This window comes from Pseudomonas folii, from assembly GCF_014357575.1.
Lineage (GTDB): Bacteria > Pseudomonadota > Gammaproteobacteria > Pseudomonadales > Pseudomonadaceae > Aquipseudomonas > Aquipseudomonas folii.
In genome coordinates, this window is sequence record NZ_JACONW010000031.1 from 1 (window position 1) to 19,458 (window position 19,458).

Here is a 19,458-nt window from a genome sequence, read left to right on the forward strand (position 1 = left end):
TTGTTCTGATTGATGAATTGCTATCGCGAGCAAGCTCACTCCTACAGGGTTTTGTATTAGCCGTTCCGCCGGCGCGGCTCCCGAGATAGCCGTATCAAAACACCGAACAATGAATTCGCTGGCAGCGCTGTTATCCTGCTGACCCTTTTACCTCATCACCAAGTGAATCGCTGAAATGCCTCAATGGAAATCCCTGATCGTCCGCATCGTTGAACTGATGAAACGTTATCCGGGGCTTATTGCGGCGGGTGGTTTCATTTCGGGTATCGCCAGCTTCATTCTGGTGGACCGTCAGGAAGGCCTGGCTACCTGGATTGCCGTGGTAATGCTGCTCAGCTGGCTGTGGCTGATGGTCGAAGGCAGCGCCATGGTGTTGTTCACCAAAGTGTTCAAACGCAAGATTCCTGAAGGAATACTGCGTTACGGCACGCAGATGATTCACCAGGAAAGTCTGTTCTTCGTTCTGCCGTTCTTCTTCATCACCACCACATGGAACAGCGCCCAGGCGATTTTTACCGGGATGCTCGGCGCAGCCGGGCTGATTTCCATCATTGACCCGCTGTACTACAAATGGCTAGCTCCGCGGCGCTGGCTGTTCATGGCCTTGCACACGCTGACGCTGTTTGCCGCCTTGCTGACTGCGCTGCCGATCATCCTGCACCTGACCACCGCAGAGAGTTACAAGCTGTCGCTGGGCATCGCGATGCTGCTTTCATTCCCCAGCCTGATATCGAGCTTCCCGGTCACCAGTTGGCGGCGCGGAGTAGGGGTTGTGGTCACGATTCTGGTGATCGGCGGCGCAGGCTGGTTGCTGCGTTCGTGGGTGCCGCCCGCGACGCTGTGGCTGACCGAAGTGGCGGTCAGTACTGACTTTGATAACAAGAATCGCACGCCAACCGACAGTGTTACTGAGGTCAGCGCTAACCAGGTGCGCAACAGTGGCCTGTATGCCTACACCTCGATCAATGCGCCGCGTGGTCTGGATGAGCGGATTTACCACGTGTGGCGGCACAACGGCAAAGAAGTCGACAGGATTGCGCTGGACATCCATGGTGGCCGCAAAGAAGGCTACCGAGCGTGGACCCACAAACGCAATTTCCCACAGGATGCGGTGGGCAAATGGCAGGTGAGGGTGCTGACCGAAGACGGGCAGATGATCGGCGTGCTGCGTTTCGAAGTGACCGCGACTGATCAGGCGCCTGTCACTCGACCTTCTGGCCGGATAATCCGTCTCAAGCCGGGTGGCGATGACCGCAACAGTGCGGCTGATGAGCCTGCGCCGCAGCGTTTAGAGCCCGAGGCAAAAGAGCCTGAAAAGGCTCAGCCTGAGGCGGCCGAGCCTGACGTCAAACCTGAAAATACCGAGCCCGCTGCTCAGTAACCTTGACGCTTACTGCGCAGTTGCGCCGAAGAACCAGTAAGTGACCATGATTGCCGCGATCACACCGGCAAGCTCGGCCAGCAGCGCGCAGCCTACGGCGTGGCGTGCGCGCTGGATGCCAACGGCACCGAAGTACACCGCCAGCACGTAGAACGTGGTTTCGGTACTGCCCTGAATCGTCGCGGCAGCCAGCGCTGCAAAGCTGTCCACGCCTTGAGTCTGCATGGTTTCGATCAGCAGCGCCCGGGCGGCACTGCCCGAGAACGGCTTGACCATTGCCGTCGGCAACGCATCGACAAATCGTGTGTCCACCCCCAGCCACTGAACCAGATGACGAATACCTTCCAGGCCCATATCCAGCGCGCCCGAAGCACGCAGCACGCCGACCGCACAGAGCATCGCTACCAGATAGGGCAACAGGCCTTTGGCGACGTCAAAACCTTCCTTCGCCCCTTCAACAAACGCCTCATAGACCTGCACCTTGCGTAACGCACCGATCACCAGAAACAGGATGATCAGCCCGAACAGCGTCAGGTTGCCGAGGATAGAAGAGAGGCCCGCCAACGCCGCTGCCGACATGGTCGCCAACAACGCCATGAAACCGCCGAGTATCAACGCACCGGGGATCAGGTAGGCCAATACGACCGGGTCCCACAGCCGCAGTCGCTGCATGAATGCCACGGACAGCAGACCCACAACCGTCGAGGCACTGGTTGCCAGCAGGATCGGCAGAAACACCAGCGTCGGGTCTACCGCGCCTTGCTGTGCGCGGTACATGAAAATCGAGACAGGCAGCAGCGTCAGCGAAGACGCGTTGAGTACCAGAAACAGAATCTGCGCGTTACTGGCCGCGGTCTGGCTGGGGTTGAGCTCTTGCAGCGAGCGCATGGCCTTGAGGCCGATCGGCGTTGCCGCGTTATCCAGGCCCAACGCGTTGGCGGCAAAGTTGAGGGTGATCAGACCAAGAGCAGGGTGGCCTGCAGGGACTTCCGGCATCAGGCGCAGAAACAACGGCCCCAGAATTTTCGCCAGCCAGTCGACGATCCCGGCTTTCTCCGCAATTCGCAGAAAACCCAGCCACAGCGTCAGCGTGCCGAACAACAACACCATGACTTCAACCGACAGCTTGGCCATGGCAAAGATGCTTTCGACCATGGCCGCAAAAATGCCGGCGTTACCGCCAATCAGCCACTGGCCGAATGCGGAAATTGCTGCAATCAGAAAAAAACCGAGCCATAGAGCGTTAAGCATTCACAAGTCCCCCGCAAGATGCCGCGATGATAGCGGTGCGGGGGCAAACAACAAACCCTGAAGAGATTTTCATTCGCCATGGAGACTGCGATGGCGTGGGACCGGCTTTAGCCGGGAAGGCGGCATTTCTAACGATACAGATGTATTGAATATCCCGGCCTCTTCCCGGCTAAAGCCAGTCCCACGACACATAAAATCTCTTACAGGAACTGAGGAGTCAGCGCAAAATCTTCGGCGCTTCATCCCTTGGCAGGTTGTTTTGCTGCTGCGGCTGCCCGATGTATTCCACTTCACCACGCAATTGCTCACGCAGTTGACGAGTGACATCCACACCCAATGACTGAGACACGTCGCGCACAACGCGAGGGCGATTCAGAGAGACTTTGACGTCGCGGCTGTTGACCAGCTTGGTGTCCTGCCCTTCGCCCATGGCCGTGAACGCCGAGGTGATCTCGAAGGTACGGGTATTGATCAAGCTGAAGTCAGCCACCAGCGTCAGACCGAGAATCGCCGAATAACTGTTGGTGTTCGCCAGTTCGCCGATGTCCTGCTGGAAATCGATATCCGATACGGTTCCGAACAACACGTAATCCGCGCCCTTGAAGCTGCCGCTCTTGATGCGCTTGATGACGTCATAAACGTCTTCTTTGGATTGAGCCGTGTACGGCGTGCCTTGCACCAGCTGGAACATACCGGACTTGATGATTTCGCCCTTGATATCACCACTGAATTTGCGCAGCTCGCCCTGCTCGATGTAGCTGTAACGCGCTTCATATTCGTCGTAGCTGGACGAGCCACTGGCGCTGTAGCGGTTGGCTTGCAGGTTGCTCTTGGCTGAGACGGTGTGGATATAAGCTTCCACGCGTTCCTGAAAAGCCAGGTCAGCCACGGCGATTTTCGGTGCAGCCTGAACGCCAAAGGCGCACATCAGGCCGAAGATGCCAATCCATGCACGCATTGCTTAACGCTCCGTGGTTTTGCGGATTTCTTTTTCGTCCATCCATTCGGCCAGACCGCTTTCGACGTCGATCAATTGCAGGCTGAATTTATAGAAGACGTCTTTGTAATCAGCGCTGCGCTTGACGATGGAGCTGATCGAGCCTTCCAGTCGGTACTTGGCAGCGATCATATTGCCGGTTTTGCTGACAGTCGACTTCTTGTACAGACCGCTCTGGTTTTGCAGTTTGAGCTGATCAACCTGGCTCTGCATTTCAGTGTTGTCGCTGGCGAAGCGGGCGGTGCCGGACTTCATCAACTGAGTCTTGATGGACGTGGTGATTTCACGCGTGTCGATGTACTCGCTGGTCTTGTTCTTCACGTCGTAAACCTGAACCACCGGACGACCCTGCAGGATCCCGGATTGAGCCAGGGAGCGAGTCATGGACTCGGCGATCATTTGCAGATCGGTGGAGCCGAATTCGTTGGTGATGGTTTCAACAGCTTTGGTATCGCCGTAGCTGATGTTCTTGCTGCCCAGCGATGGCGAGTTGTTGGCGCAACCGGTAGCCAGCAGGGCGACAGCGGCGATGGAGCAAAGGCGGATAAACATGCGGTAGTTCTCTTCAACTGAACAAATGAGGGGGGGGCTCAAGGCGTTTTCACTTCGAGGCGAAAGTCAGTGGCTTTCGGCGTCGGCGCAATAGCGGGCAGGTAGCTGGTCTGGGTGCCGTATAACGTCGTGCTTTTCCACGCCTCTGCATCGGCTACGGGAAACCCATCGTTACCCAGCCAGGCGAAGCGGTAATACATCTGTTTGTTGTAGCTGCTGGTGTTATTGAGTTGCACGTTGACGGTCATGAACCCGTTTTCGCGAGCCACACGCATGGCGCCAACTTCGATGTTCTTCATGTTACCCAGCGACACCACTTTGCTGGCAGCACTGCCGGGAGCTGGCGGTGGTGGTGTGGCACATCCGGCGAGCAGGGCCAGGGTGATTAGGCCGAGAATCTTGATACGCATGGGGGTCTCCATTCAGGGTTGTTTTGTGGTCGCGATGGCTTGCGGTGCCGTTGATGGGGTTACCTGAGCCATCAGGCCATCGGTGTAAACCTGATTGCCAATTGCACGCAGTGCGACGACTTGATAGCGCTGGTCGACCTTAACCTGCACGTGCGTGCCTCCGGTGGTAGAAGGCAGAATCACGGTGTGCGTGCCTTGTGGCAGACGCAGGCGAGCAACTTGTGTGTTGTCCGGCAGGGTTCGCCAGGTGCGGGTATCTGCACCCTCGGTAATGGCTGAGGCGATACCCACGGCCAGACCGGCTAGCGGGTTCACATCATTGATCTGCTTTTGCGCCACGCCGCGAGTGATTGCACGAACTGTGGTGCGCAGGATGATTCCTGGCATGTCGTCACGCAGAGCGCGGCGAGACATGTCCGTGGTGCTGTTGAGCTTGGTCAGGTTGATCTGCTGGCCGTCGAGGCCAATCTGGGTGAAGGCTGCGGTCGTGGTATCCGGCTTGATCACCGGGAACGACAGTGGAGTAATCACCAGATTGCCGCTGATGGGCAGGGGCAGCGGAATACGTACCGAATCGCGAGCGGGAGCGAAGCCGCTCTGTACGACGATCAATACTTCGCTGTAGCCGTCTTTGCTTTCATTGCCATCAAGTTTGAGCAGCGCTTCATCCAGCAATGGCGTGTTCGGGCGTAGTTCGGCTGCCTTGCGATAACCCGGCGCAGCGAGGCCTTTTTCGCCCATGGCTTCATAGACAAAACCCGACAGGTAATGACTGAACGCACTCTGATAGCTGTTCTTGAGGCCAACAACTTCAGGCGCATCAAGCGAGGCTACCGGGTAGCCCTTCAAGTCCTTGAACTGGGTTTTGACGCCCTTGTTCTCAGCTTCTTCTTCGCTCTTGAGGTATTCCTTATCACGCAGTTCAGCGATCACCGCTTCACGTTCGTGAGTTTTTTTGATTTCGACGCGGGCGCCTTCGAAGTCGTTTTTCGCCAGCAGGTTCAAGGCCATCTGCGTCGTCAGCATGACCTTTTCGTAGTCATAGCCTTCGTAGCGACGCACCTTGTCGTTGACCAGAAAACTGCCGAACTGGGCCAGGTACTTATCGGTATCGAGCTTGACCGACTCTTCCCACTGGTACACCACGTTGTCGGCGGAACGCCATGCGGCCTGGCTACCCGCGAGGTCGCCTTTGGCGCGGAGTAATTCGCCTTTCTCGAAATAATAGAGCAGGTCCTTATCGACGCTGGTGTTGTTCTTTTCCAGTACGCCCAACGCGCCGTCAACGTTACCGCTGGCCAGTTGCAAGTTGGTTTCTTTGAGTTCGGTATCGTAGCTACGGAAGGCAGAGCAGCCCGCCAGTTGCACTGCGGCGAACAGCGCAAGCGCAGTCAAGGCACGAGAAGACATGAGGCGTTCATTCCCTGAAATAGATAGCAGGGACTGAGTCATCTGCTATGCAAATCCGTTTGAGTGGGCAACCATTACCAGCCGCCCGGCGAGCCCCTTTGTGCGAGCTAATGTCACTTGCAGCCGAGGGCGCGGGATTATAAGCCGCATTCCAGTGCTGACAATGGCTTTTTGATGGCTCACAGGTTTTTAGGCCGATTCCTACACTTGAAGAGAGAATTCCCTCACGCATGCGGGTAATCACGATGTGCCTTGAGGCGGATCCAAGAGGGGGTTATACGATCAATGTAGCTGTGCAAATATCTCCTTTTTAGTTGTTGTTCATATCAAGGAGGCCTGCGTCTTGCCCATTTCAACCGTCAGCGACATCGAGATTCGCCGCTTTGAACCCGCTGATCAGCAAGGCGTGATTGACGTCATCCTGCCGATTCAACGTGAAGAGTTTGGCATTGCTATCAGCGCTGAGGATCAGCCGGATCTGCAGGCCATTCCTGACTTCTATCAGGTCGGCAACGGCGATTTCTGGGTTGCTAAACATCAAGGCCAGGTCATCGGCACCATCGGCCTCAAAGACATCGGTGCACAGCAGACCGCCTTGCGAAAAATGTTCGTTGCAGCGCCGTTTCGTGGGCGTGAGTTTGGAGTGGCGGCGCAGGTGCTCAGCACATTGCTTGAAGACGCATGGCAACGAGGCGTGCAGGAAATCTATCTGGGCACCACCGACAAATTCCTCGCCGCGCATCGGTTTTACGAGAAGCACGGGTTTGTTGAAGTGGCGAAGGAAGACCTGCCGGAGAGCTTTCCAGTGATGAAGGTGGACAGCAAGTTTTACGTGTTGCGGCGGGGGTGAGAAGAGTAATTGTTGGAGCGAGGCTTGCCCGCGAAGACGTCATCTCAGTCGATATATGTTGACTGATAGGACGCTTTCGCGGGCAAGCCTCGCTCCAACAGATTTTTCTACTTCTGTTCCACCGCATGCGCCCAACGATAATCAAGGCGTGGTGCGCGGACTTTAACTTTGCGCTTGGTCTTGGTCAGTGTCGGTTCGAACACAGGCTCAGGGTCACGCAGGAAGGCTGTCATGACTGCGCTCAGGGCATACAGGCCAGTGAATGCCCAGACCACGCCAGCAAGGCCGAAGCTGTCCTGGAAGATCGCGACCACAGCAGGGCCGACCCAGGTCGATGCGCCTGCGCCGAGGCTCAGGACTGACAATGCAGCGGCTTTGTTCTGCGGCGCGAGGGCTGGTGCCAGTGCCGACAGCGGTACGAAGCATGCCAGCGTCAGGCCGTAGAAGGCGCCGAAGATCGAAGCGATAAGGAAGTCATTCGGGAAAGCCTGCGGCATGAAGAAGAACAGCGGCGTGCTGATCGTGCTGCCGACGGCACCCAGCCACAGGATCGTATTGCGATAGCCAATCCGGGTACTGATGATGCTGGAAGCAAGGTTGCCGATGATGTTGAACACAAACACGATGGTCAGCAGTCGCAGCCACTCTTCAAGGCTGAAGCCTACGGTGTGCATGAAGAAGCCAGGCATGATCACCAGAAAGCCGAACATTGACGAGGTGTTGATCACGCGCACCAGACCGGCAAGCGACACCTTGGGCATTTCCCACATGATGGTGATGTTCTTGGCCATCGAGACCAGCGGTTTTTCACCTTCCGGCGCCAGACGCTGCATACCATGTGCTTCGCGCATGCCCACCAGACCAATCACGCCACCCACAACCACCAGCGCAAACGACAACCAGAAAGTCGCCATGGCACCGATCAACGGGATGCTCACGCTGGCGACCAGCGAGCCAAGGGTTGGCAGCCCGGCTGCGTAGGCAACCCAGAACCAGCCAACGGCCATGCCCATTTTGCGGGAAGGCGTTGCTGCGGCGATCCAGACCAGGAAACCATAGGCGAACAAGGGGTAGCCGAAGCCACGCAGGCCGTAGGTCAGGAGGATCATCGAGTAGCTGAGTTCCTGCAGGCCGTAGATCAGGAACAGAACTTCGAAGGCGCTCCAGATCAGCAAGCCGAGAATCATCACGCGCTTGGGGCCCCAGATGTTCGACAGCGCGCCGGCCAGCCAGGAGGAGACACCGACGGTGACACCGTAGATGGTAAAGACCATGGCGATTTCGTCGGCAGGCATGCCGCGTTCGCTAAGGAAAGGGGAGAGATAACCCAGTTCGACGCCATCGCCGATCATGAAGATAAGCAGGCCGACGAAGCCCCAGAACATTGGATAGGGGATGCCGGTTTTCTCGCAGAATCTGGCGAGTGCAGTGTTCGGAGTGGATTGATCGCTCAATTTTCCGGTCCTTCTTTTAGGTACAGCACGGCGTTTGGTGACGCCGTATGAATGGCCTCAATGAGGTTGAAAGGCAGGGTTGCCCGACACGCTGTTGGCAAATGCGCGAACACAGAACGTGTGGACTTTCATCTGATGCAGGATCGCCGCTATACGACTTCAATGACCCATGAATCTATGTTTTTTATAGATTTTCGAGCCCGTTTGCTTTTTGTTTATCCCATCTGGGAGCGATGATGGCAACCGCTCTAGACCGGGCCACCTGTGGCGGGATGACGCACCGGTTTGCATGTGGTCCCCAGTTTATAGGGGGAAGGGCGTTACAAAAGATGTCGGAAAAAAGTGGCAAAAAAATATCAATCGAGTGGATTGCTAGCAATATGGATGGGCATAACGGCATTTCTGCCATCACGACACGCGCTTAACTCAGCGGATTGAAGCCATCACCGGCCGAGCAGAAACGCTCCTGAACCGCCTGGCTGGCGTCGCTGCCATCTCTGTCGCGCCGCTTGCCCCATTCGCGACATTTTTCCCGGAAGTAAACTTTGGCGCCTTTGCGGCATTCCCGGTGTTCGATTGAGCCGCGCCGATAGTTGGCGCAGACGCTGGTGCCGTCGATACGGTTGTTATTGATCGCCCACTCGGCAGCGTAGGTGCGTTTACCGTCCCATTGCCAAACGGTGGCCCGCTCGACGTTGAAGGCTGTCACGCGCTTGGTGCGCGCAGGTTGTTGCTGGTCGCTTTTGTACTTCGCCATGTAGGACGCGCTCACCAGACCGCGTGCGTCTGGGTTCTCGGTTGTGCGGGGGAATTGACCGTAGCGGCAAGTAGCTACGGCTTCGTCGATGATGTTGTCTGGTTTTATGCAGTCGGCCAGCGGTTTGGTCGTGATCAAGGCATCCTGCGTGTAAATCGGCGGCACCGGGTTTGAGCTGATAGGCAGCGTGAGCGCGGGGGTGTGGTGCACGGTCACACGGCTAACGGCACTGCTTAAAAGATCGCTGAAATCCACCAGCAGATAGCCTGCGGCAACGACGACCAGCAACGGCACGAAAATGCGCCGCCAGGTTCGTGCAGTGCTGGAAGAGTGGCGTCTATACGCCCGAGGCGCGTCATCAGCCTGAGCGTGCAACTGCTCAAAGGGATTGAGTTTGTCCCGAGGCTGGCTCTCGCTTGAATCCATACACTCTTCCTTGATGTGGGCTGCGCATCCTTTGCGCCAGGTGAGTCGAGGGTAAACCGATTGAAAGTGTTTCGCCAGCGTTACACAGGGTGCGGTGCTCAGGAGCTTTTCGATGTACTGACACTGCGTTGTCTTGCTCTTGTAGGACTGCCGGGCGGCACTCTGCTTTAGCCGGGTGAGCGGTATTTCTGCAGAAGAAAATTTAGCGACTGCCCTGACGTTCTCCCTGCTAAAGCCGGTCCTACGGGATGAGCGCGGTCTCTGTGGGAGCCGGGCTTGCCCGCGATAGGGTTTTGGTGATCTACCTGACAGATAGCGGTGTCTGTATCGCGGGCAAGCCCAGCTCCCACAAAATCTGACGGTGTCGAATCACTAGTGCTTACGGCCTTTGCTCCGGGCTTTTATGCGCTGCTCGCGGATTTTGACCAACTCCTCCCGCATCTCGCGATGCCGCTTACTATTGAGCAGTAATAAACCCAGCAGAGGAAACAACAGACCTGTTGTGTAGGAGAACATGTGCGGCCTGTAGCCAAAGGTAAGCAGCACCGTGAGCAGGCTGATTATCAGCAATGCGACGATGATCCAGACACCCCAGGTCCTCCCCCGAATCATCATGAAATTACCGAAACACAGCACCACCGAGAGCGCGATGGCTGCCATCGCAGAGTAGCTACCCCGCTCGGAATACTCGCGAAAGTAAGTACTGCTCGCCAATGAGATGGCGACACTTATGGAAAATACCGCGAGAAAGAATGCGCCGATGAACGCTGGGAAATAACGAGCGAGAAATGCCTGCAAGCTGTCGGTATGGTTCATTGATGGTATCGACTCACTGACGCTTAAGGCCTTTTTTCCGGGCTTTCACGCGTTGCTCACGAACTTTGACCAGTTCCTCCCGCATCTCGCGATGTCTTTTCGAGTTGAGCATCAGCAGCCCAAGCAAGGGTAGAAGTATGCCGGTGGTGTAGGAGAATATGTGGGGCCTGTAGCCGTAGGTGAGAAGCACCGTGAGCAGGCTGATTATCAGCAATGCGACGATGATCCAGACACCCCAGGTGCGGCCCCGGATCATCATGAAATTACCGAAACACAGGAGCACTGTCACAGCAATCACGGCTACGAGTGTGTAGCGAGCCTCAAGCGGATGTCCTCGAAAATAAGTGCTGCCAACCAGTGAAATCGCACAACTCAAGGAAAACAGCGCGAGGAAAAATGTGCTGATGAACGTTGGGAAAAACCGGGCCAGAAAGTCTCTGAGGCCATCTGTGTAATTCATGGGGCAAGTTCCTCATAAAGCCCAACCGCTATGGATTGCACTGTCCCTGAACCAGCCAGTCCAATGGATGCACCTAACGCATCTCTGATTTGAGTCGTAGTTGCATGCTGTATCTGGGTGGGAGTGAAGCGCTTGGGCAATACACCTGCCGCCTGTTTTAGTCTTAAGAGCTTGCTAGTCAGCTCCGGCTGTCGAAGTGATAACAATTCATCTGTAAGCGCCTTTCGCTGTTGCCGGGACAATCCTTTGGAGGTCTCATACCAGCTTCGGCCAGTCGCCGCTTTACGAGCTTTTAGAAATTTAAAAGTAGTCAGTCCTGATGCTCCAACTCCCAGCAGAGAGACAGCATCCAGAACCGGCATGAGTGTTTGGTACCACTCTTCGTTATCCATTGCGTCATTAGCCGCAGGGTTTTCAGCTTCTTTGAAGGTGCGTACGGCGCCAACAGCGCACTGAACACTGCTTGCAGTCGCAGCAGCAACCCCAATCCCCGCCACCACAATACTAGCCCCCGCTGTAAACGGCACCGCCACTGTTCCGCTGAACACCACGAGCCAGCCCAGTATTGCGCCAGCGCAGGACAGGGTGGCGCCGACCGCTTCCTTGACCACACGTGATTCGCGCGGGTTGTTTTGCACTTCGTGGGCAAACTGGGCGGGGGCGATGTATTTCTTGGCTTCGCGCAGGATGATGCGCTTGGGCTGGATGCTGCAGATTGGCGTGAATTCGCGGAGGGTGACGACGTTGAAGTCGGCGTCGATGTAGACCACGCCAGCACCCACGATGCCGGGGTCGGCATCAATCGCGGCGAACAGCCGGGGCAGGTTGATGCGGCTTTCGATGCGTTGGCGGGCCAGGAATTGAGAAGGGTTGTTGCTCAGTCCGGTGAGAATCTGGGTCATGTTATTTCTTCCTTGTCATGCACGATAACCGCCACCAGCCCCCTCATTCAGAGAGGGCCGATGGCGGTTATCGATTACAGCGACAACCAGTCAATCAAACGTTAGGGCAAGGAACCGGAGCCCAGTCGCCTACGTCAGGGCTTTTGCACATGCCCTCAACCTGGCTTTTACCAGCAGTAGCAACTTTGTCGCTTTCAGCCTGCTTGGCTTTGGCGTCGACCAGGGTTTTCTCGGTCTTCACGGCTTCTTGTGGAACGACCGGCAGTTTGGCTTTCGCTGGCTGCTTGGTCTTTTTCTTGGTGGTCGTTGCGGCAGCTGGAGCAGCGTCGGCTGCAGCCACGGTTGCAACGTCGGTGCGCTGTACGCCGACTTGTTGCAGGTCTTTTTCGTAAGCCTGGGTGTAGTTGCTCAGGTCTTCACTGGCACGACCGTTTACGGCAGCGATCAGGTCGTTGGATTCTTTCAGGCCCGATACGATTTCTGCCAGGCGCTTACGGCCTTCGGTGTCGTTGATGGTTTTGGCTTTGCGGGCCGTCATCAGGTTGGCGAACTGCTGCTGATAGCAGGACTGCGAAGCACGAGCGTAAGCGGTGCTGCGGTCGATGTCAGCGGCGCTCTTGTTGATGTCGCCTGCGTACGAAGCGATACGCTGCTTGTCATCGGTGATCTGCTTCTGACGCTCGGTGTAGTAACCGGCTGCGCCACCGACTAATGCCCCGCCCGCTGCGCCGATGGCGGCGTTGCGGCCACGCTTCTCGGAGTCACCGGTCAATGCGCCGGCCAGTGCGCCACCCACAGCGCCCAATGCGGCACCGGTAGCGACCGATTTGGTCATGTCCGAATCAGTGCTGCGCAGGTGTTGTACCGGCTCGTAGCATGTCGGGTAGTACTCGACCTTGGTGGTCGCGCCTACTTTGGACACTGGCGAGCTGGCGCAACCGGTAAGAATGACCGCGCCAAAACCAGCCGCGGTCATCATCAGAGCGCGACCAGTGGAACGGGTGAGCAGGGGTTTACGGGACAAAAGCATATTTGCGTTCTCTTCTTTAGTTTGGACTAGCCCGACGCGGCTTACAGCCGCCCGAGTCCCCTCTGTATTTGCAAGACTACGACGGGTCATTGCTGACCTGCCGATGCAAGCAATTCCTTCAATATCGCCGCCGGATCGGCCCGCTTTTGCTGGCGGTAGTTACCGACATGACGCACGAATAGTGTTGCCCGTGTCACCAGACTCTTGCCGATGATCGGTTTGCGATTGAGTTCTTCCTTGATGCGCTGGAATTGCGCCTGGATCACCGCATCGGTGTAGCGGGTGCCAGTGGCCAGGTTGTCGATGTAGATCGCAACGGCGCCATCCAGCGCGCTGCGGCCGTTATCCAGCGCCGTGCCGAATAGCTTGGCGGTCGCCTCATCCTTGGCGTCCAGCGCCTGCTGCTGGCTCTTTTTGAGATTGGTCAGGCGAATGTTGTAGTTGCTGATGGTTTCAGCCACCAGCGCCGCTGACTGGATCAGGTTGCCCGCGGCCTCTTCGCGCTGTCGGGCGATCAGCGAGACGTTGCGCTTGAGCTCTTCGTTGACCAGTCCCAGCTCGGCTTGCAGACGTGTATCGGTGCTGGCAGCGATGATGCTGTCGAGGCGCTTGGTCGGGTCCTGGGCGTCATCAATGGCGTCGGTCAGCGAGGCCAGGCGACCTTCCTTTTCCCACTGGGTAAACAGCTCTTTGTAGCGTGAGCGGGGTGCCGACAGCGCGCCGATGGCAACCCTGAAACCAGTGGTTTCATTGCTCTGTTCGGTACCGTCGGCGGCAAACAGCGGGTACTCGCGTCGCATGCCGGTAAACAGCGTGCCTTCGCCCTCCAGATAGTTGCCGCCCTTGGCCACGAAGCCGCCATAAGTGCCCTGACGACGTCCGGCATGTACCAGCTGGAAAGATTCCTGAACCATTTCCGCCGCGTTGCCGATGACGTCGAACATGCCGATGGGGTTAGGCAATTTGGTGCCAATGGGCGTCAGTCTTGCGGCCTGGCCGGTACCGCCCGCGACCTGGTTGAAGACCGCCCAGTCGGCAAGCGGGCCGTCGCTTTCGCTGCCTTCAACCCTGCGAGGAAACAGCCGGGCTTCAAGCTCTTGGCGATTGACCGCCTGACCGCCCCGCGCCGCGAACTCCCACTCCACTTCAGTGGGCAGGCGAACGAATCCGATACCACCGTCCTCGGCATCGTTGCCGCGACCGCTGACAGGTAGCAGGTCGCGATGGTTTTTCATCAACCAGGCGCTGTACACCGCCGCAAAGTGTTCGGCTTCGAAGCGTGACAGTTTGACCTTCGGCAAGCGTGCGGCCATGCCCTGGGGCACTTCGCATGCCGGGGCAGGTTCACCGCTGGCCAGCGACTGAGCCTGAGCCATCACTTGCGCGTATTGACGCGCCGTGACTTCGTATTTGCCGATGAAGTACATCATCGGCTTGAGCGGCGTGCCCTTGTCAGTTTTGGGCAGTACGGGGCCAATGGTTTTGCCCCAGTCACTGGACAAGTCCTTGAGGGTGAACTGACCGTTGATGAAGTCGCGTCGGTAGCCGGAAATAAACGATTGTTTGTAGCCGGGTTCGCCTTCGCTGAATGGGTAGCCGAGGCTGATTTCGCGATCATCCAGGCTGCCTTGGGCGAGGATGTAGACGTAGCGGAAGACCATTTCGCCGTCGCAAGGCAACGGCAGGCTGACGTCATCCGGCAGTGGCTTGGGGTTGTCCAGTTTGTAGGTGTCGTCGGCCAGTACCTGACCGGCCATACATAGCGAGACAACAGCCAGTGCCAGCGCGGCTCTGCGCAACTCAAACATCTCGAATTCCTTCTGAAGCTTCAATTCGGGCCACGCGCCAGCCGCCCATCGCCGCAGCGCTGAGGCTGGCACCGAGCACGGCGAGCAGGGCGACGAAGTAGTGAACAGGTAGCAGGTGGCTGGCGTATTCATTGGTTGCTTGCGCGAACAATCGGTTCAGGCCAGTTTCGGCCAGGCCATACACGCCCGCCGCGAGCAGGGCCGCCAGCCCGCCGCTGTAGAGGGCCTGGAGCACCACGAACAGGAGCAGCGCGCCGGTACTGAAACCGAGCAAACGCAATACCGATAGCTCACGTCGTTTACGCTCAACGGCCGCCAGCGCCCCGGCGAAAATGGCGGCGAATGCGCCAGTGACGGCCAGCCCGGCAATGATCCAGAAGGTGATGGACAGGTTGTTGCTCAGGGACCGAACCTGATCAATAGCCTGGGCCTGAGTGGAAACCAGTTGTCCGCTGTCAGCGAAATACCGGCGCAGGGACTCAACGCCATCGAGGTCGTTTGCGTACAGCCGGAACGCCGGGTAGACCCGCTTTTGCGCAGACGTTGTCGGGTCGCCAGCCCAGCCCAGCACTGTGACTTCACGGCCATCGCGGTAATCTTCGGCAGCTTCCAGCAGGCTCAAAGTCGCGAACATTGCATCGCGCTCGAAGGCCGCCAGCGGCAACACCGCCAGCACTTGCAAACGAGTGCGTTGCACCTGTGCCTGCCCGGCGAGTTGCCGGGTGAAGGAGGCGTCCAGCCAATCGCCCGGTTTGCTGCCAAGTTTTTCCGCAGCGGTGTGGCTGAGGACCACGCTGTTGATCTGCACGGGCACTTTCAAACCTTCCAGCAGCGGATCACCGGCCGCCGTGGGGATCATCTCCACGTTCACCGCGGGACCTGCCGCCTGGCTGTTCAAATCTGCGGTGGCTGCGATTTGTCGAGTGCGCGGGATGGCGAATGCCACGTCAGGCCGTTGTGCCAGGAGCTCGACGAAGCTTCGGGTGAAGCGGCCGCCGCCCATGGGGATCACCTCGCGCACGCCGGGGTCGTGCTCCAGCCGTTGGGTCAGGCTAGTGATCAAACCGAACTTGAGGCCAAACAGCACCAGCAGCGGTGCTATTACGGCCACCAACGCCAGCACGGCGCAGGCCGAAAGGCGTGCATCAGCGCGGTAGTCTTGCCAGGCCAGGCTGGCCACCAGAGAAGGGCGCATCAGCGGGCCTCCTCAAGGGTTGCCGTGACACCGCCGTCCGGGTCGCGTTGGCAAGCAATCCGCAGGCAGCCCAGGCCGTTCGTACGTGCCAGCGTTTCGTCGTGGGTGGCGATCACGCAGCAGGTCTGCTGATCTGCTGCGCCTCTGAGCAGAAGCTGCATGACCCTATTGGCGTTGAACGGGTCCAGTGCTGCGGTGGGTTCATCGGCCAGCAACAACTGCGGCGAGTGAGCCAGCGCCCGCGCACAACTGGCTCGTTGGCGCTGGCCAACGGAAAGCGAAGGTGGCTTCTTGTGCAGTTGATCAGCGATTTCCAGTTGTTCAGCCAGGCGCTGCACGCGACCGTCGTCCTTCAGGCCAAGTAATTGTCGGGGCAGGGCGATGTTGCCGCGCACATCGAGATAACTCAGCAAGCCGCCGGTTTGCAGCACGTAGCCCAGATGACGGCTACGCAATTGCGCCAGATGGTTTTGCTGCGCGTTACGCCACAGGCCGCCGATGTCGAATTCGCCTTGTGACGTCGAGAAGTCAAAACGCTGGGCATGATCCGGTGACAACACCAGTGCCAGCAGATCCAGCAGCGTGCTCTTGCCACTGCCGCTTGGGCCGAGCAACGCCCATTGTTGCCCGGCAGTCAGCTCCAGGCGCGGAATCACCAGGCTGTAACGCTGGCTACCCGAGCCTCGCGTCTTGCGCACATCTCGCAGACTGAGCATCAGGGCAGCGTCGACAGCGGGACGCGATACAACGCGTCGCCCGGCTCGGCGTCACCGAACCGGACCCAGTTGGCCAGATCATTGTGGAAGGTTTCATACAGACGGATTTTCGAATCCAGTTCGTCGATGAAGTCTTCCTGTTCGGCCACGCTCAAGGACAGCCACAGGTCCTGAGTCATGCTCAGCGCCTTGCTGCGGTAAGGCAGGCCGTCGAGGTATTCACCAAGAATGCCGCCTTCGGCCAGTTTTGCGCCTTTGCGCAGGGCCGAAGGATCACGGCTCATGTACGCGCTGGCGCTGGCGATCTCCTGGAAAAAGTCCTTCGGTGAGGTTTTGGTTTTGCGTGCGGCATCAACGATGAGCTTCAGGGATTGCTGCAGGTCGTTGAGTTGCAACTTGGTCAGCATCACGCAAACCTGAAACGCGGGCAGTGTCGGGTTGGTCAGGTCGCGGTCAGCGGCCCAGGCGCTGACCAGTTGGGGGGCCTGGCTGGCAGATTTACGGCCCAGGAAATCCATATGCATTGCATAACCGATGGCTGCTGATTTGTCGGCAACGCTGGGCGCAGCGGCCAGATTCGGTACAGCTTGCGTTTGATTGCTGCGCACCTGATGCACAAGGTCGGCGAACACCGTGCCGATCTCATCGACCTGCGCGCCGAATTTGTTGACGTCACCGCCCGCCACCGGGATGTAGAGATCGCCGATTTTCGGGTTGGCGTCGGCGGTCAGCGTTCGATATTGCTGCTCGGCCTGCGCATGGTTTTTCTTGCCTGCGTCGGTGCGCAGGTGCAGTGCATAGATTTTGATCTGTTTGCTCAGCGCCGCCTGACGGACTTCCGCCTCGTTCATTTGCGTGCTGCTGTAAGGGTCGTTTTTGCGCAGAGAACCGGCATCACTGACCAGCAGGATCAAGCGCCCGCCGTAGCCTGACCAATCCATGTCGTTGACCGCCCGCATGACCCCGGCGAACGAATCTTCGTTGAAGGAATGGCTCGATACCGAGGTTGCCTTGACCTGACTGGCCAGTCGCATGAATCGCTCTGGATCGCGGCCCTGATCAAGGGTGATCAGGGTTTTACTCAAGTATTCCAGCCCAGGGGTCTTAGTGACGTTGTTGCGAAACCCGACCATCCCGAAGCTGACACTGTCCAGCTCGCCGCGCTGAGCGATCTTGCTCTGCAGTTCGTGCACGACGGTGCGAACCTGATCGATGTAGGGCTGCATCGACACCGACGTGTCCACAACCAGCACCACGGCTGTGCGGAAGCTGTCGGTGCTGGCCTGTGGTTTAGCGTTCGCGCTCTCGGCAGATTTGCGTTGCTCGCTGCCGGGATCGATGGACGCCACATTCAACAACTGAACAGGCTGGCCGTTTTCATCAAAGGTTTCCCGGGATTCGAAAATCGGCAACAGGTAGAACTGATCCGGCGGTACTGCGCTGGCGCTTGGCTCCAAGGCTAGAACCTGCTGGCTATCGTCAGGGTCGTTTTGCGCCTTGAGCAAGAGGTTTCTCGCGGCAGTAGTGTTGCCCAGCATGTTTTCCAGCTCGCCGGGCTGGCGCAGGAACATCACGGGTGAACGACCGGAGCGCTCAGTGAATTTAAGCACCAGGCTTTGCTTCCAGTCGCTGACCTGGGCTGCAGGTAACCAGCCTTCGCTGCGTCCATCACTGGCCGCACCGACGCGCAGCCATTGGGCGCCATCGACGGTCTGGCGCTGATAAACGTAAAGCACCGAAAACGACGGTAATGGTTTGTTTGGCTGACCACCCGGTTCGCTCGCATAGCTCGCCCCGGGCTTGCTCAACACACGCTGGAACAGGGTTTTCTTGCCGGGCATCAACAGTGGGCGCTGACCGCCATCGGCGTTGGCCGCAAGGGCCGGATCCACCGCTGTCGATTGACCGACAGGCGTTGTGTTTGCCGCTGGCGAGCGAGTGGTTGTCAGCGTGTTATCTGCTTGGGTCAGTTCCTCTGTGTTTTTCGAGCTCATCCACCAGTAACCCCCGCCCGCGAGGCCCAGGGCAGCAGCAATTGCGACACCGAGCAACGCCAGCATCGGGCCTCGACGCTGTCCGGAAGCCTCTGTCTTTTCTGCTGTCGGTTTTGCCTGTGGGGGCGGCGGAGACGTTGGTGCGCTGCGGGGAATCTCGATGGACTCCGGGGTGATCCCGGCCAGATCAAGACCAGCCTGTGGTGGAATCGGCAGCGGTTGAACAATTGTGCTTTCAGTGGCTGTCGCGGGCAGATTATCCAGCGCGGCGATCAGTTGTTCGGCATTGGCAAAACGCTCCGCCGGGTCCTTGGCCAACAGCCGGCGCAGAACGTCCTGATAGCGGTCGTGATGAATCGGCAGCTCTGGCAACGGCTCGGTCAGGTGAGCCAGCGCGGTGGAGAGTGCGTCGACGCCTGTATACGGCAGCCTGCCGACGAGGATCTCGTAAAGCACCACGCCCAGGGCATACAGGTCGGCGCGCCCGTCAATGTCCTGTCCACGCGCCTGTTCGGGGCTCATGTAGCTGGGGGTGCCCACGGTAAAACCGGCCTGAGTGAACTGCGTGCGGTCGTCCAGGGATTTGGCGATACCGAAGTCCGACAGCACGGCTGTGCCGTCGGCCCGGAACAGGATGTTGGCCGGTTTCACATCGCGATGGACCAGCCCTTGAGCATGGGCGTAACCCAGCGCTGAGGCGATCTGGCGGATGAACAGCAAGCCCTGCTCGGGACTCAGGCCCGCAGCGATGCGTTCCTTGAGCGTGCCGTTGGGCAAGTATTCCATGGCCATGTAGTACAGCTCGTCCACATTGCCGATGTCATGGATGGTGACCGTGTGCGGATGCGACAACCGCGCGAGGGTGCGTCCTTCGCGCAGGAAGCGTTCGCAGAAGCTGGGGTCGGCGGCGAGCGACGCGGCCATGATCTTCAGCGCCACCTTGCGTTGCAGTGAACGCTGGGTCGCCAGATAGACCGTGGCCATGGCGCCTTCGCCAATCTCACCTTCTATGTCAAAACCGGGTATCAGGATATCCATGGATGCTTTCT

General features: G+C 58.2%; 17 protein-coding genes. 2 read left to right on the forward strand and 15 right to left on the reverse strand.

Annotation, left to right across the window (positions count from 1 at the left end; genetic code table 11):
- Positions 1-175 precede the first annotated feature (175 nt).
- Positions 176-1,381 (forward strand): DUF5924 family protein, encoded by a 1,206-nt coding sequence (locus H8S59_RS09060; protein ID WP_187521186.1) that lies wholly within the window; start codon positions 176-178, stop codon positions 1,379-1,381.
- Between the two features lie 9 nt (positions 1,382-1,390).
- Here H8S59_RS09060 and H8S59_RS09065 read toward each other — a convergent pair whose 3' ends face one another.
- The 5 genes from H8S59_RS09065 to H8S59_RS09085 all read right to left on the reverse strand — a co-directional run bounded on the left by H8S59_RS09065 (position 1,391) and on the right by H8S59_RS09085 (position 6,001).
- Positions 1,391-2,632 carry a nucleoside recognition domain-containing protein gene (locus H8S59_RS09065; RefSeq protein ID WP_095092988.1) on the reverse strand — a complete coding sequence of 414 codons (1,242 nt, stop codon included), beginning with the start codon at positions 2,630-2,632 and terminating at the stop codon, positions 1,391-1,393.
- Between the two features lie 217 nt (positions 2,633-2,849).
- Positions 2,850-3,590, reverse strand: coding sequence for a penicillin-binding protein activator LpoB (locus H8S59_RS09070; protein WP_187521187.1), 741 nt, complete (start codon positions 3,588-3,590; stop codon positions 2,850-2,852).
- A 3-nt stretch (positions 3,591-3,593) separates the two neighbouring features.
- Complete coding sequence (gene lpoB, locus H8S59_RS09075; protein WP_187521188.1) at positions 3,594-4,181, reverse strand: penicillin-binding protein activator LpoB; 588 nt, start codon at positions 4,179-4,181, stop codon at positions 3,594-3,596.
- A gap of 38 nt (positions 4,182-4,219) precedes the next feature.
- On the reverse strand, positions 4,220-4,591 hold the full coding sequence (locus tag H8S59_RS09080; protein WP_187521189.1) for a YcfL family putative periplasmic lipoprotein: 372 nt from the start codon (positions 4,589-4,591) through the stop codon (positions 4,220-4,222).
- A 12-nt stretch (positions 4,592-4,603) separates the two neighbouring features.
- Complete coding sequence (locus tag H8S59_RS09085; RefSeq protein ID WP_187521190.1) at positions 4,604-6,001, reverse strand: COG3014 family protein; 1,398 nt, start codon at positions 5,999-6,001, stop codon at positions 4,604-4,606.
- Positions 6,002-6,350: 349 nt separating this feature from the next.
- On the opposite strand from H8S59_RS09085, the gene H8S59_RS09090 reads away from it, so the two are divergent.
- Positions 6,351-6,851 (forward strand): GNAT family N-acetyltransferase, encoded by a 501-nt coding sequence (locus H8S59_RS09090; protein ID WP_425504570.1) that lies wholly within the window; start codon positions 6,351-6,353, stop codon positions 6,849-6,851.
- A 107-nt stretch (positions 6,852-6,958) separates the two neighbouring features.
- Here the strand turns inward: H8S59_RS09090 and H8S59_RS09095 are convergent, their stop codons facing one another.
- The 10 genes from H8S59_RS09095 to H8S59_RS09140 all read right to left on the reverse strand — a co-directional run bounded on the left by H8S59_RS09095 (position 6,959) and on the right by H8S59_RS09140 (position 19,447).
- Positions 6,959-8,305 carry an MFS transporter gene (locus H8S59_RS09095; RefSeq protein ID WP_214658259.1) on the reverse strand — a complete coding sequence of 449 codons (1,347 nt, stop codon included), beginning with the start codon at positions 8,303-8,305 and terminating at the stop codon, positions 6,959-6,961.
- A gap of 421 nt (positions 8,306-8,726) precedes the next feature.
- Positions 8,727-9,488 (reverse strand): hypothetical protein, encoded by a 762-nt coding sequence (locus H8S59_RS09100; protein ID WP_246475153.1) that lies wholly within the window; start codon positions 9,486-9,488, stop codon positions 8,727-8,729.
- 372 nt (positions 9,489-9,860) lie between these two features.
- Positions 9,861-10,304, reverse strand: coding sequence for a hypothetical protein (locus tag H8S59_RS09105; RefSeq protein WP_187521192.1), 444 nt, complete (start codon positions 10,302-10,304; stop codon positions 9,861-9,863).
- A 13-nt stretch (positions 10,305-10,317) separates the two neighbouring features.
- Positions 10,318-10,764 carry a PspA/IM30 family protein gene (locus H8S59_RS09110; protein ID WP_095092984.1) on the reverse strand — a complete coding sequence of 149 codons (447 nt, stop codon included), beginning with the start codon at positions 10,762-10,764 and terminating at the stop codon, positions 10,318-10,320.
- A complete protein-coding gene (gene ssp4 / locus H8S59_RS09115; protein ID WP_095092983.1) occupies positions 10,761-11,666 on the reverse strand; it encodes an Ssp4 family T6SS effector in 906 nt (301 codons plus the stop codon). The genes H8S59_RS09110 and ssp4 overlap by 4 nt, the downstream gene beginning before the upstream one ends.
- Before the next feature lie 94 nt (positions 11,667-11,760).
- Complete coding sequence (gene tagQ / locus H8S59_RS09120; RefSeq protein ID WP_095092982.1) at positions 11,761-12,696, reverse strand: type VI secretion system-associated lipoprotein TagQ; 936 nt, start codon at positions 12,694-12,696, stop codon at positions 11,761-11,763.
- 86 nt (positions 12,697-12,782) lie between these two features.
- Complete coding sequence (locus tag H8S59_RS09125; protein ID WP_187521193.1) at positions 12,783-14,504, reverse strand: formylglycine-generating enzyme family protein; 1,722 nt, start codon at positions 14,502-14,504, stop codon at positions 12,783-12,785.
- Positions 14,497-15,699, reverse strand: a complete 1,203-nt coding sequence (locus H8S59_RS09130) for an ABC transporter permease (protein ID WP_187521194.1) — start codon at positions 15,697-15,699, stop codon at positions 14,497-14,499. The genes H8S59_RS09125 and H8S59_RS09130 overlap by 8 nt, the downstream gene beginning before the upstream one ends.
- Positions 15,699-16,415 (reverse strand): ABC transporter ATP-binding protein, encoded by a 717-nt coding sequence (locus tag H8S59_RS09135; protein WP_187521195.1) that lies wholly within the window; start codon positions 16,413-16,415, stop codon positions 15,699-15,701. The genes H8S59_RS09130 and H8S59_RS09135 overlap by 1 nt, the downstream gene beginning before the upstream one ends.
- A complete protein-coding gene (locus H8S59_RS09140; protein WP_187521196.1) occupies positions 16,415-19,447 on the reverse strand; it encodes a serine/threonine-protein kinase in 3,033 nt (1,010 codons plus the stop codon). The genes H8S59_RS09135 and H8S59_RS09140 overlap by 1 nt, the downstream gene beginning before the upstream one ends.
- Positions 19,448-19,458: the final 11 nt, after the last annotated feature.

Bases quoted from the DNA above. Each gene is read 5' to 3' on its own strand.
- H8S59_RS09125 (WP_187521193.1), bottom strand. From the start codon at position 14,504: ATGTTTGAGTTGCGCAGAGCCGCGCTGGCACTGGCTGTTGTCTCGCTA.
- ssp4 (WP_095092983.1), bottom strand. From the start codon at position 11,666: ATGACCCAGATTCTCACCGGACTGAGCAACAACCCTTCTCAATTCCTG.
- H8S59_RS09085 (WP_187521190.1), bottom strand. From the start codon at position 6,001: ATGTCTTCTCGTGCCTTGACTGCGCTTGCGCTGTTCGCCGCAGTGCAA.
- H8S59_RS09130 (WP_187521194.1), bottom strand. From the start codon at position 15,699: ATGCGCCCTTCTCTGGTGGCCAGCCTGGCCTGGCAAGACTACCGCGCT.
- H8S59_RS09060 (WP_187521186.1), top strand. From the start codon at position 176: ATGCCTCAATGGAAATCCCTGATCGTCCGCATCGTTGAACTGATGAAA.
- lpoB (WP_187521188.1), bottom strand. From the start codon at position 4,181: ATGTTTATCCGCCTTTGCTCCATCGCCGCTGTCGCCCTGCTGGCTACC.
- H8S59_RS09110 (WP_095092984.1), bottom strand. From the start codon at position 10,764: ATGAATTACACAGATGGCCTCAGAGACTTTCTGGCCCGGTTTTTCCCA.
- H8S59_RS09080 (WP_187521189.1), bottom strand. From the start codon at position 4,591: ATGCGTATCAAGATTCTCGGCCTAATCACCCTGGCCCTGCTCGCCGGA.
- H8S59_RS09135 (WP_187521195.1), bottom strand. From the start codon at position 16,415: ATGCTCAGTCTGCGAGATGTGCGCAAGACGCGAGGCTCGGGTAGCCAG.
- H8S59_RS09100 (WP_246475153.1), bottom strand. From the start codon at position 9,488: ATGGATTCAAGCGAGAGCCAGCCTCGGGACAAACTCAATCCCTTTGAG.
- H8S59_RS09070 (WP_187521187.1), bottom strand. From the start codon at position 3,590: ATGCGTGCATGGATTGGCATCTTCGGCCTGATGTGCGCCTTTGGCGTT.
- tagQ (WP_095092982.1), bottom strand. From the start codon at position 12,696: ATGCTTTTGTCCCGTAAACCCCTGCTCACCCGTTCCACTGGTCGCGCT.
- H8S59_RS09065 (WP_095092988.1), bottom strand. From the start codon at position 2,632: ATGCTTAACGCTCTATGGCTCGGTTTTTTTCTGATTGCAGCAATTTCC.
- H8S59_RS09140 (WP_187521196.1), bottom strand. From the start codon at position 19,447: ATGGATATCCTGATACCCGGTTTTGACATAGAAGGTGAGATTGGCGAA.
- H8S59_RS09105 (WP_187521192.1), bottom strand. From the start codon at position 10,304: ATGAACCATACCGACAGCTTGCAGGCATTTCTCGCTCGTTATTTCCCA.